A 13171-nucleotide genomic window follows, 5' to 3' on the forward strand; every position below is an offset into this window, starting at 1 on the left:
AGGCATCGGCTAAAGATGGGGATGAAAATAACTCCCAACATTAAATTCGTATTTAAATTCTGCTCAGTTTTGGAGTTCGTTTGCCCAACCATCCCCTGGGAAAAAGGGACGCTTTATCTTTCTGGCTCTTTTGTTCTGGTGCGCCATTATGTTCAGCCGGGCACCACAGCAGACAGCGGCCTGACGTTTTATACGCTGTATATGCATCTTGCCCCCTACTCTGCCTATGCGTCGCAGACCGACCCGCGGCAGCGAACCACCAAAGGCGGCGTTAAGTTTTATCTCACAAAAGAAGATGTTGCCTCAAATAAGGTCGCCGGAAAATTTTCCGCCGGGAACGCCGTGACACTGTGTGATGAAACGATGGTCAGGAACAGTGATAACCATCAGTTCAGCCAGGTCAAAATGCAGGATGGCAGGCTGGTATGGACCGTTTCCGACGGCTGTTTTCTGAAAATGGCCGAAAGTAACGGTGCCAGCGCCCCGCCCTGGTGGAGCCAGTGTTCACCGGCTTATAGCGTGACGCCTCCCACGGCGGCGGTATACAAAAACAAAACAGCCCTGAATTACTACCGCTGCAGTGAAGATGTGGTGTTCGAAACCGTCGTCAGCGGACAGAACAAAAAATGGGGAAAACCGGCCGGTAAGCTGCTGCCTGTCAACACGCAGATGACCATGGAAACCGATAATGCCGCGCAGACAGTGACCCGACCGGATAACCGGGTATTCAAACTGATGACCATGACCGCTGACGTCGCAGGCACGCCTCTCAAACACGGTGAGCGCGTCTGGGTCGTTGCCGACTGCGGGACCCTTGAGGCCGTTGCCGCGCAGACGGGCTCATCACCAAAATTTGACGAGGTGATAACTGACCAGACAATCCCGGTTAAGGCCGGCGCGGCGCTCGGTCACCTGGGGGTCTTTCAGATACCCACCGAGACCAGCTTCCGTTCGCGGTATATGGTGCATATTGAATGCCTGACGAGCGACAGCAAAGTAGCCAGTTTCCTCACCAATCCACAAGCCGCCGGTCGCGAGAGTCCTGCCTTCCTGAAATATCCGGCAGGCGCTAAGCTTTTCAGTAAGGATGCAAAAGGTGCCATGGCAGAAAGCTCGCGAAAAACAAGAGCACCGGGAATACTGACATTGTCTAAAGTACCGGCCGTGTCTGCAGACGGAATACCAACACATTATCAGATACGCCCGGAAGGCGGCTTCCTGGCCGCGGACTCTGTCGAAAAGTTGTCACAGTTTGACCTCGGCAAACTGGGTTTTTCTATCATCAAAGACGACCCCGAAAGTTTTCAGTTGCTGGATGCCGAGAATCAGCCGCAGAACGTGGTGAAAGGGATTTTTGAAAAACTCAAAGCCGCGGCAGAGGATGACCCGGCGTTCAGCAACGCGCTGGCCAGCCACAAATACAAACAGCTGCTCGATGTCATCGACCAGAACCACGACGGGTATTACTCCGTCGACGAATACCGCAATGCCGTGCATAACCCGGCCTATCGCGACCCGCTTTATCAGCTGATAGTGCAGCACCCGAGCGAATGGTATTACGAGAAAACGGATGCGAAGTGGACGAAATATCTGGAAAAATTAGAACCCGACGCCTCGAAGTGGAAGAAATACACCGAGGCCTTTCTGGATAAGATGATCTGGATGAAGAAAGTCGCGGGCATGGGCCCAGCACCCTGGCATATGCATCCGGTGATGTTTATGGGGGCTTTAGTTGGTAAGCAAGAATTAATTCGAGTTGATGAATTTATGGCGGAATATGAAAGGTTACATTCCTCATTCTCCCCTAATACTCCCCCATTAAAATCAGTCTCTAAAGAAAATCTGAGGAAAATAGTAAAACGATTAAATTCCTTTTATGCCGAACAACTTGAGTATAAACCTAACTTATATAAGCTGGCATACATGCTAGCCACAACCAGGCATGAAACATACCACTTTACAGACCAGGAATACTTTAGTGAGCAACCAGAGGTTGGTAATGAAGAATATTTTAACAAATATGACCCTGTAAGAGCTGATACACAAGTCAGAAAGGATGCAGCGAAGGCAAATGAGAATACAGTAGAGGGAGATGGCTTTAAATATCGGGGGCGGGGCTGTGTACACTTAACGTGGAAGATAAATTACCGAAAAGCGATGGTTAAATACGGAGTTAATTTCGTTGCAACTCCGGATCTTGCAGGAGATTTTAACTATGCTGTCCCAGTAATGATTTGGGGTATGGAAAATGGTGTATTTACAGGAAGGAAACTTTCAAATTACATGAATGAAGCTACTATTGATTATCTGAATGCTAGGAAAATAATCAATGGAAATGATCAAAAAACACTAATAGCTTCATACGCCGAAAAATTTCAACTTATATTAGAAGAAACATCTTCTGCTCCACAAGGGTTTTAGTATGCTCAAAATAATCATTAGTTCAATTTTTATTATGTTTTTTCAATTTTCCTATGCTGCGAAATCTACTGTCTCCTATGGTTATGATAAAGATAATAAACAAATTTATGCAAAAATCGGAAACGATAAAAAAACGCTGTACTTTGAAGAAAACTATACTGGTAATCCAATAGTTATGTTTAGCTTCTTCAATGGCAGTCCGTCAATCGTTCTCTCTGGTCGTTCGATAGATGATTATACAGCATACGCAACACTGAATTACATTAACGACACATTTAGCATCGATTGCATTTATATTGACATAAAGAGTAAAGAAAATGGGATCTCATCGAAAAAAGGCACCTGCGGTCTGAATAAAAAAATAACAGGTAACTATCAAGATTTTATTGAAGGTTTCGTTGAAGATAATAAAAATAATATAAATACTAATTATATTTTAGATGGTAAAGTAAAAACCTTACCTATTTTAATTTCTAGAGTTAATGATGTTTATTTATATCAACTGTATAAAAGTAAAACTGATCTTCTAAATGACAAGTATTCGATCATGTCACTTTCGAATAAATCTGGGTGTCAGTCTTATGAAGGAGTAATTTGGACTGTAGATAATACTCTGAATAAAGGTCCGACAACGGTTTTGAAAGAAATCATAAAAAATGGGGTTGTATTTTTAGAGGATGCCATCGCAAACTCGGATGAATCCTCTGAGAGCGATAGTTGCCAATTATTCCGGATGGTTAGCGTTAAAACTGAAAAGTCATTTTTTTACGACGATAAGAATAAAATCACAAAATCATACTTAGTAAATGGTGATCTTGTTACTTTGCTGAATATGAGTCAAGGCGATAAGTGGTGTGGGATAAGTTATCTCAATCAGGCTAATAAAAAAATCGGCGGTAATGTTTTATGTACAACATTAAAGTTCTAAATTAACAGCATTATTTACACATCTCGATGTGGTGACACCCTCCCATCTATTCATCCATTATGCGGGTTTTAAGGCAATTAATTATTAAGAAAGATAGATGAGAACATACCAGAGCAGAATGGGGATGCGGAGGCTCCGGTTGCTATATGATTCATTTATTAATAAGCGTACCGGTCGTGCGCTTCATGAATCCTTTACAGCCTATGGCACAGAGTTAGAGGGCTCTAAACCCGTCGGCGAAGAGATACTCTACATCAATAAATCCAGCAAACCTCTTGTAACCTATGAAATAAATGAATACTCAAGAAAACATTTCTACAATTATTATGTATTACAAAATGAAAGCCTCAATCTTATTAAAAAAATTCCCAACAACAATTCGCAGTAGTTATTCAACGTCAGACTCTCTGTAATAAATATAAAACATTATTTTCTAAAAGGACTTAATCATGCTTCCTATTATTCGTATCGGCGATAAAACAACACACGGCGGTGCAGTAGTGACCGGTTCCGGTACCATGAGTTTTGGTAATATTCCCGTTGCCCGTAAAGGGGATAAAGTCTCTTGCCCTGTTCCCTTTCACGGTCCGACCTTCATTACCGAAGGCAATCCCAATTACCTGGACAACGGTATTCCTGTCGCTTTTCACGGACATAAATGTGCCTGCGGCTGCACGCTGATTAGTTCTCTTGCAACGGCACAAGTAGGATAATTATGCCGGTGAATCTTGATGTTATTCCCGACAAAGCGCCCGGCATTGTTCGCCCCCGTACCCGCCGCTGGCTTCTTTTCTTGCCATTTATGCTGCTGGCAGGGGCGACCTCCACGCTTTGGTTTTGGAAAAATGAGCATACAGGGATTGCATTCTGGTTTACCGCCATTGGCTTACCCGCAGCAACCTGGGGCATCCTTTTCAGCCTGCGACGTATCGGCTACAAATGCGATCAGATTTGGGCCACTTCATGGAACAGAGAACGCGATCACTTAATAGAAGAGGAAACCCAACGTGGGCAGCGCTATCTCTGTTGGCACGGCGGCGTTTCCTTTACCACTGTTGGCAAAAGTACAGAAAAACTCCTCAACGCTGTTTTGAAAAATACTCCGCTGATGTCATCTGTTATCCCCAGAACCGGTGGCTTCGTAGTCCGACATACACGGCTTGGTAGTACAACAAATACAATACCCGGTGTGCTGCAGGAGTGGCATGGCCACCTTAAACAGCGAATATCAGCCCTACTCGATACCCTCCCCGCCGGAATGCCCTGTTACGTTCTGCTGGATGTTTACATTGATCAGGATCCGCAAGTTAACGCAAAGCACGCACAGGAAGTCATGGCGATGTTTTCCCGTCCGCTGCGGCAAATTAATGGTGCGGGGTTTGCGGCGTTAGACCAATGGATTGATATGACCTGGGGTATTCCTTCTGCCTTACTGGTGATCGGTACTCAGATAAATAATCGACCTGAGGTCAACAGCGGTGAAGCTGCAACGGCCATGCTGTTAACCAATTGTCCGATGCCTGATGAGCGTAAAACAGTGCGCATCCATCGCCCCGAGTGCGGAACAAACGCCGCGCTCACCAAAACACTTTCACGCGCGCTGCTATGGGCTAACGTTCAGCCAGCGTCCGTTGGACAAGCCTGGCTCACCGGCGGTGCATTGCTCACTGACAGCGAATGGAGTACGGCCTGTGAGAAAAACGCACTCGGGCTGGATATTCAAAAGCAGTGCAGTGTCATCGATAACATCACGGGTTTTACAGGATGCACAGCACCGTGGCTGGCATTACTCATAGCGGCCACACAATGCCGTGAAGATGGCATCACACAGGCTGTTGCGGTCCAAACCGCCACGGACAAGATTTGGGTAGGTTGCGTTTCTGCACCTGCCTCAGACATTAAGGACAATCAGGACACTTCACTGTGACAATCAGATCCCTAATAGGCAGCGCCTTTCTGTTTTTGATTTTTATCGTCATCGTTGTGGGAGGGATCCTCACCTTCTATCCACAATGGGTAGCTTCCACCTTCAGCATCGGCCCGTTATCACCTTCCGGTATCTGGACGCTTTGTCTGAGTATTGCCGCCGGGCTGGGCGCGATTTTCTGGCTGATCGAGCGTATGTTCGATCGTCTAGGAAAGGCAGGCGTTCGTATCCAATGGCGTAAACGAAGAAATCAGCAGACAGAGGCATCCGCGGCCTCAGATACCGTGAGTCCATCACCTTCGTTTTTCACCGGTCTGGACGAGCAGATGCGTTTTCGCTATGGCCGGTTTTGGCGCAGGAAAGTGCAGATCCTCTGGCTGACCGGAGAAACTGAACTGGTTGAAAAGATTGTGCCGGGGCTGACAGAGCAAAACTGGCAGGAAGGTGACGATACCTTGCTTTTGTGGGGCGGCTTACCGGATGTGCCTGTTGATCCTGACCGTGCGATGGCCGCACGACTCTTGCGTCCGCGTCGTCCGTTAGACGGAATTGTTCATGTACTGGAGGGTAATCAGTTACCAGGCCCCACCTCACTGGATGAAACTCTGCGTCAGCGCCAAAAAACCGATGCACTGCTTGGCTGGCAGGCACCGGTGTATTTTTGGGTGCTCGACACGTGTAAATGGTCGCAGGAAGGCCGGGAAACACAACCCGTTGGCTGCTTGTTATCAGGAAAAATTTCAGCAGAATCTGTAATTACCGCACTGGATGCGCTCATCCCTGCGCTACGTGAGCAAGGGATGTCCCAGCTTGCCCAGGACACCCGATATGACTTTTTATTGCGTCTTACTGAAAGATTGCGCAAAGAATGGCGTGCGGGCCTGAGTAATGTGCTGACCACGGTTTCCCGGGGTTCCTCTCCGATGATGTTGCGCGGGCTGATATTCAGTCTGCCGTCCGGCGCAGATAAGGGGTCTTCACATAGCTGGGGGGCTCTGCCTGAGTGGCAGGGCATTCTTCAGGATTGCCGGAATGCGCAAGGGAAACGAACAGGATGGCCTTGGGAAAAAATATTGCAATGCGCCCTTCTGACCCTGACTGTAGTTTGGGGAACGGGTGTTTTGCTTTCGCTTTTTATCAATCAGCATCAGATTGCTGACTCTCATGAACAGGCCACTATCGCAGCCGATACGACTCAGCCTCTGGCCTCACGCCTGAATAATCAGCTGGCACTTCAACAGGAAATTGCGAAATTACAGTACCGGGAAACCGCCGGTTCTCCCTGGTATACCCGCTTTGGCCTGAATCAGAATGCCTCACAGCTGGCGGCACTTTGGCCGTTGTATCAGGCCAACAATAATGTGTTAATCCGGGATGCTTCTGCCACGAAAATTAAGGCAAAATTAACAGACTTTATCCGGTTGCCACCGGGCAGCCCGCAGCGTGATGCCCTGACACAGCAAACCTATGCTGAGCTTAAAGCCTACCTGATGATGTCGCGCCCGGATAAAGCCGATGCAACGTTTTTAAGCCGGACACTGATGACCCTCTGGCCAAAACGCACCGGTGTTCCGGACGGGCAATGGCAACATGTAGCACCCAAACTGATCGCCTTCTGGGGACAGAACCTGCCCGCGCATCCGGAATGGAAAATAGCGCAGGATAAAAACCTTGTCACCGCTGTCCGGCAGATCCTGCTTAAGCAAATTGGCCAGCGCAATGCGGAAGCATCGCTGTATCAGGCCATGCTGAAGAAAGTGGCAAATAATTATCCGGATATGACCCTGACAGACATGGTGGGTGATACCGACGCTTCTTATCTGTTCAACACAGACGAGGTCGTGCCGGGAATGTTCACCCGTCAGGCGTGGGAAGAGCAGGTTCAGGATGCTATCGATCAGGTCGTTACTACCCGACGCAATGAAATTGACTGGGTTCTGACCAGTAAATCCCAACCCGCTTCTGAAGACATCTCCCCGGAGGCGCTAAAGGCAAGACTCACCGAACGTTATTTCACTGATTTTAGCAATGCCTGGCTGAATATGGTTAACAGCCTGCGCTGGCAGGAGCCAGGATCTCTTTCGGGGGCTATTTCCCAGCTCACGCTGATGGCAGATGTACGTCAGTCTCCGATGGTGGCATTCATGAATACGCTGGCCTGGCAGGGGAAAACGGGGCAGAAAAACGAAGCTCTGGCCGATACGCTGGTGAATTCAGCGAAAGTTCTGGTGGGTAAAAAACAGCAACCTGTTATTAAGCAAACAGGCGGACCACAAGGCCCGCTCGACGCCGCCTTCGGCCCCTTGTTGACCATCATGGATGGCAAAAGTAATGGTGTAAATAATGGCAATCTCAGCTTTCAGGCCTATTTAACCCGAGTGACACAGGTCCGCCTGAAACTGCAGCAGGTCACTACCGCACCGGATCCGCAGGCGATGACCCAGATGCTGGCTCAAACTGTCTTTCAGGGTAAAGCCGTCGATTTAACCGACACCCGTGATTACGGCAGTCTGGTTGCAGCCAGTCTGGGTCAGGAATGGAGCGGCTTCGGGAAAGCGATGTTTGTGGAACCTATGGAGCTTGCCTGGCGTCAGGTATTGCAACCCGCCGCCGGCAGTCTGAATGCGCAATGGCAAAGTACCGTGGTCAACCAGTGGGATACTTCATTCGCCGGACGCTATCCGTTCGCCAGCACCGGCAGCGATGCATCCTTACCTGTCGTCGCGCAATATCTCCGTTCCGACTCTGGACGTATCTCACAATTCCTGAAAACTCAACTCGGTGGCATTTTACACCAGGAAGGTAACCGCTGGGTGCCGGATGCCATTACCAGTCAGGGACTGACCTTTAATCCGGCATTCCTTGATGCCATCAACCAGTTGGGCCAGTTATCTGACATCGTATTTGCTGAGGGTGATGCAGGATTACGTTTTGAATTAATGGCCCGCCCGTCAAAAAATATCGTCCGCACGAAACTCGCTGTCGACGGGCAAAATCTGGATTATTTCAATCAGATGGAAAGCTGGCAGAGCTTTAAATGGCCGGGAAATTCCTACTATCCCGGCGTACAGCTCAGCTGGCGCAGTGTCAGTTCCGGTATGCAACTGTTTGGCGACTTTTCTGGAAACTGGGGATTGATACGCCTGCTGGAAAAAGCCCAGGTTACCCAACTCGACAGCAGCCGTTATCAGCTGGTCTGGAAAACCCCTGATGGTCTGCCATTGAAATACATACTGAGAACAGAAATGGGCAATGGTCCGCTGGCATTGCTGGCTTTACGTAACTTCTCTCTGCCCAAAAAAGTATTTTTAGATGATGCACCTGTCTCTTCTGTCGTTGCCGCCGATCCGGGCCCCGTACTGACAGACGATCAGGATATCCCCGCAGGAACGGGCTCTGCCGGAGATGAGTAATACCCTCCCCTTGTGGTGTCAGTGTGTGAACACAGGCATCACGCTTTCGTTATTTTTTTATTTTCAACACCACTGAAATTTTCAGTCAGGAATCTGTTTATGGATGATTTGACCCTGCGCTATTACGAAGCTGAGATGCGTTACCTGCGCGAGGCCGGGCGCGAATTTGCCCATGCCCATCCCGACCGGGCCGCGATGCTCAACCTGGATAAGTCCGGGGCGCGCGATCCGTACGTTGAACGTTTATTTGAAGGTTTCGCATTTCTGATGGGGCGTCTGCGGGAGAAGCTGGACGATGACCTGCCGGAACTCACCGAGGGACTGGTCAGCCTCTTGTGGCCACACTATATGCGGACAATCCCTTCACTGGCCATTGTTGAGTTGAAACCTGATTATCGGCAACTCAAGCAGGTGGAGATCGTGTCCCGGGGCTTCTCTGTCCTGTCACAGCCTGTCGGGCAAAAACACACCTGCTGCCAGTATCAGGTGACGCGGGATATGCCGCTTATGCCGATCAATATTTCACAGGCGAAGTTGCATACTGAAACAGACGGGCGTTCAACCGTACGCCTGCGTTTTGACTGCGGTCCGCTGGCGGACTGGCGAAAGATCGATTTAAGTCACGTGCCAATCTATCTCGATGCCGACAGTCCGGTGAGCGGTGCTTTGCATCTGGCCCTGACCCGCAAAGTGCAGACCATGTATGTCCGCCAGCCGGAGTTGGGTCAGGATCGCCGTGCGATAGACGGCTGGTTCAAGCCCATGGGATTTGAAGAAAATGAACGCCTGTGGCCTAAAGGGAGCTCGGCGTTCAGTGGCTATCAGTTGTTACTGGAATACTTTACCTTCCGCCCAAAATTTATGTTCGTTGAGCTGAATGGACTGCAAAATGTCCATCTGGTACCGGGAACGACATGGTTCGAACTCGATATTGTTTTGAGTGATCTGTGGCCTTATGACCTGCCGTTTGATACCGATACCTTCCGGTTACACTGCGTTCCGGTCATTAACCTGTTTTCTCTGGAAGCCGACCCGCTGCAAATCGATCCACTGGCGAATGAATATCTTTTACGGCCACTGCGTATGCAGGATGGTCACGTAGAAATCTATAGTGTTGATCAGGTACACGGTTCCGTTAAAAACGGCAAACACGACTACGTGCCCTTCACCAGTTTCCGTCACCGCGGGGGCATGATGCGTCATGATGCCCCCGAACGCTATTTCCACACACGTGTTAAGCGCGGGCCTTCCGGCTTGCATGACACATGGTTAATTCTCGGCGGTAAATCCTTTGAAGCAGAACAGCTTGCTGAACAGCGTGAAGCACTTTCACTGCGTATTACCGGCACCAACGGCCAGCTTCCACGTAAGGCGCTGGAAAGTACCCTGCTCAACCGGGTTGTGAAAGCCGGCAAAGTCCCGGTACAGGTTCGCAACCTCACCACGCCTACCATGCCGGTATATCCGCCTGCCAATGATCGCTTCCACTGGCGGGTGATGAGTCACCTGGGTTCAAGCTTCCTCAGCATGATGGATAACCCAGAAGTGCTGCGGGGCACGCTGGCGCTGTATGACTGGACCGATGATGAAATGAACTGCCGCAGGCTCGAGGCGATTGTTGCTGTCGAACACCACCTGATCCAGCGATTTGAAAAAGGGTTCATGCTGCGCGGTGTCGATATTGAAATTACCCTGAATACAGACAACTTCGCGGGCGAAGGGGACGTCAATCTCTTTGGTGAAATGCTGCACCGCTTCTTTGCCTTGTACGCCGATATTCACCTTTTCAATCAGCTGACGCTGGTGTTGCAACCGACAGGAAAACGCCTGAGATGGAACGAGAATCACAGCCAACACGTACCGGGCTGATCGATGCCCTGAGTCCGCAGGCGCCCTATCTGAATTTTTACCGGTTTTGTCAGCTTCTGGAACAGGCTGGCGGGGATGCTCCGCTGCTCGGTACAACCAGCACCCCCGCAACAGATCCGGTACGTTTTCGCCCGCATCCGGGCATGGGTTTTCCGGTCAGTGAAATACGCGTCATTGAAGCCGACCGGGAACATGTCCACGCCACCCCCACTGTTCGAACTACCTTTATGGGGCTCTATGGGGTAGATGCCCCCTTACCCACAGGGTATCTCGACGATATCAGCCAGCGGCGGGAAGGATACGAAAGCGTTGAGCATTTTCTGGATATTTTCAACCATCGGCTGATGACGCAGTTCTATCGCATCTGGCGTAAATACGCCTACCCCGCTAGTTTCCAGGCTGGCGGAACGGATGAGACATCACAGTGCCTGCTCGGTCTGATTGGTCTGGGGATACCCGGCACGGCCAAACATATCGCGACGCCGATTTCCCGATTTCTTGCGCTTTTAAGCACTATGCGTTTGCCGACACGAACGGCAGAAGGGATCCGTGCACTGGTGAATCTGCTGGCCCCCCTGACGCAGGCTTATATTCAGGGGCATGACCCGGTGTCAGTGGAAATGCGTAGTCGCAGCGGGTTTTGCGCTGAAAACCGTATTGCGCTGGCACAGCGTAGCGTACTGGGTCGCAAAGGAAAGGACGGTAATAGCCGGGTACTGGTGAGTCTGATGACCTCCGATCCTGAAGAAGCTGAAGGATGGTTACCCGGCGGCCATTTGCATACCGATTTACTCGTGCTGATGCGGGTATATCTCGGCTACCGGTGCAATGCCCGTCTGCAACTCACCGTCCCTACCCGCTTGCTGCCGGAACCCCGGCTCGGTGGGTCCCGACGGATACAGCTCGGGCGTACCGGTGTGCTGGGTTTACAGGAAAGCAAACGTGACAGCCTGCCGCAAAGTATGACCGTCAGCCTCGGCACCTATCAGGGTGTACATGAAGAACCCTTGCTACCCGCTGAGTCGGGAGAATACCGGTTCCGTTAACCCTGCAATCAAGACATTGCAGGGACACAGTATTTTTTGCGAATGAAGAAAAAGGATGCCCTGATGGCAAAAATAATTTCCTCACCTACAAGATGGCAGTATTTCAGCCTGTTTCTGCTCGCGGTTCTGCTTAGCGGATGTGGCCTGACTCAGAAAGTGGTCGATGGCACCAAAGGCGTGACCAAAGCGATTTTCTATAAGCAAATTAAAACACTGCATCTCGATTTTTCCCCGCGCACTTCTATGAACACAGATGAAGGCGATCAGTCATCGCTCGCCACCATGGTGCGTGTTTATCAGCTTAAAGATCGCAAAGCCTTTGACGCCGCAGATTATGAAAAGCTTCTGCTTCAGGCCGACAACCTGTTAAAAGCCGATGCCCTGGCCTCTAAGGAAGTGCTGGTGATGCCGGGCGGTGATGTATCACTGGATATGCCCATGGAACCCGATACTCAGTTTGTCGCGGTGGTGGCGTTGTTTCGCAACCCGGACAGACAACATGATACCTGGCGGGTGGTCCTGAAACGGGAAGAGCTTGATCCCGACAAGCCCCGCACGCTGGAACTCAGTAACGGGCAGCTTACGTTGTTACCACTCAAAGATTAAATGGAGGTTTCTGTGGTTGATATCCTGAAAAATCTTCTCCCTGATGCGACAGGTTTGTCCCGCTACTCACTTGATATCTGGAACAGCCCTTACAGTCTGGACGTGCTGAACTTTCGCGGCGAGGAACAGCTCAGCGAGACTTTTTCCTACACCGTTGACGTCACCTGCCCCGAACCGGATATCGGTGCCGCGCAGATGCTGCGCCAGTTCGCCAGCTTCACGATGGGCACGCCTTTCCAGCCGGAACGCGCCGTGTACGGCGTTATCCGTGACTTTCAGCGCCTGTCGACCTCCGCCGACGAAACCCTGTACCGCCTCGAGCTGGTGCCGCGCCTGCGGCTGCTGGAAAACAGCACCAACAGCTTTATTTTTCAGAACCAGTCGGTGCCCGAAGTGGCGGAGTTTATCCTGCGCAAACACGGGCTCGAGGGGCAGGATTTTGAGTTTCGCCTCAGCCACACCTACCCCGACCGCGAGCTCATCACCCAGTGGGGCGAGACCGACCTGCAGTTTATAAAACGCATTCTGGCCGAGGTCGGTATCTGGTTCCGCTTTGAGGCGGACACCCGCCTGACGTGTGAAAAAGTGCTGTTCGGCGACGGGCCGGAGCAGTACCAGTTTGGCGTCACCCTGCCGTACTGCGAGCCGTCGGGGATGCGCGACGGCCACGCCGAAAGCGTCTGGGGGCTGAAAATCCACTGGAACGCCGTCACCGGCAAAATCTTTAAACGCGATTACAGCTACCGCGAGGCGACCACGCCGCTGGACGTCAGCGCGCAGGTGCGCAGCGCCGCGCCGGTGACCGGCGAAAGCTACCTGTACGCCCGGCCCTATCGCGAGGCCGGTGAGGACGTGGACGCCGCCGCCGAAACCGGCGCGTTTTATGCCCGCATCCGCCATGAACGTCAGCTGAATCATCAGTGCCGGATATTCGCCCGCACCACCGGCAGCGGGCTGGCGC

General features: G+C 50.8%; 9 protein-coding genes. All 9 read left to right on the forward strand.

The features are described 5' to 3' along the window. Positions 1-15: 15 nt before the first annotated feature. Complete coding sequence (locus AACU55_RS08795) at positions 16-2421, forward strand: hypothetical protein (protein WP_134705446.1); 2406 nt, start codon at positions 16-18, stop codon at positions 2419-2421. A gap of 1 nt (position 2422) precedes the next feature. Continuing rightward, positions 2423-3349 (forward strand): hypothetical protein, encoded by a 927-nt coding sequence (locus AACU55_RS08800; RefSeq protein WP_134705447.1) that lies wholly within the window; start codon positions 2423-2425, stop codon positions 3347-3349. Between the two features lie 449 nt (positions 3350-3798). After that, positions 3799-4062: a PAAR domain-containing protein gene (locus AACU55_RS08805; RefSeq protein WP_013577838.1), complete on the forward strand. Its 264-nt coding sequence runs from the start codon at positions 3799-3801 to the stop codon at positions 4060-4062. A gap of 2 nt (positions 4063-4064) precedes the next feature. Next, positions 4065-5276, forward strand: coding sequence for a hypothetical protein (locus AACU55_RS08810; protein ID WP_134705448.1), 1212 nt, complete (start codon positions 4065-4067; stop codon positions 5274-5276). Next, entirely contained in the window at positions 5273-8689 is a 3417-nt protein-coding gene (locus AACU55_RS08815) for an ImcF-related family protein (protein ID WP_134705449.1), read from the forward strand. The genes AACU55_RS08810 and AACU55_RS08815 overlap by 4 nt, the downstream gene beginning before the upstream one ends. A 99-nt stretch (positions 8690-8788) precedes the next feature. After that, positions 8789-10558 carry a type VI secretion system baseplate subunit TssF gene (tssF, locus tag AACU55_RS08820; protein ID WP_134705450.1) on the forward strand — a complete coding sequence of 590 codons (1770 nt, stop codon included), beginning with the start codon at positions 8789-8791 and terminating at the stop codon, positions 10556-10558. Beyond that, positions 10522-11604 carry a type VI secretion system baseplate subunit TssG gene (gene tssG / locus AACU55_RS08825; RefSeq protein ID WP_134705451.1) on the forward strand — a complete coding sequence of 361 codons (1083 nt, stop codon included), beginning with the start codon at positions 10522-10524 and terminating at the stop codon, positions 11602-11604. The genes tssF and tssG overlap by 37 nt, the downstream gene beginning before the upstream one ends. Positions 11605-11667: 63 nt before the next feature. Next, positions 11668-12210 carry a type VI secretion system lipoprotein TssJ gene (gene tssJ, locus AACU55_RS08830; RefSeq protein ID WP_134705452.1) on the forward strand — a complete coding sequence of 181 codons (543 nt, stop codon included), beginning with the start codon at positions 11668-11670 and terminating at the stop codon, positions 12208-12210. Between the two features lie 12 nt (positions 12211-12222). Further along, the coding region (locus AACU55_RS08835; protein WP_240785625.1) for a type VI secretion system Vgr family protein at positions 12223-13171 on the forward strand (949 nt) is incomplete at its 3' end.

The sequence above is a fragment of the Rahnella sp. CJA17(1/100) genome, assembly GCF_963881615.1.
Taxonomy (GTDB): Bacteria; Pseudomonadota; Gammaproteobacteria; order Enterobacterales; family Enterobacteriaceae; genus Rahnella; species Rahnella aceris.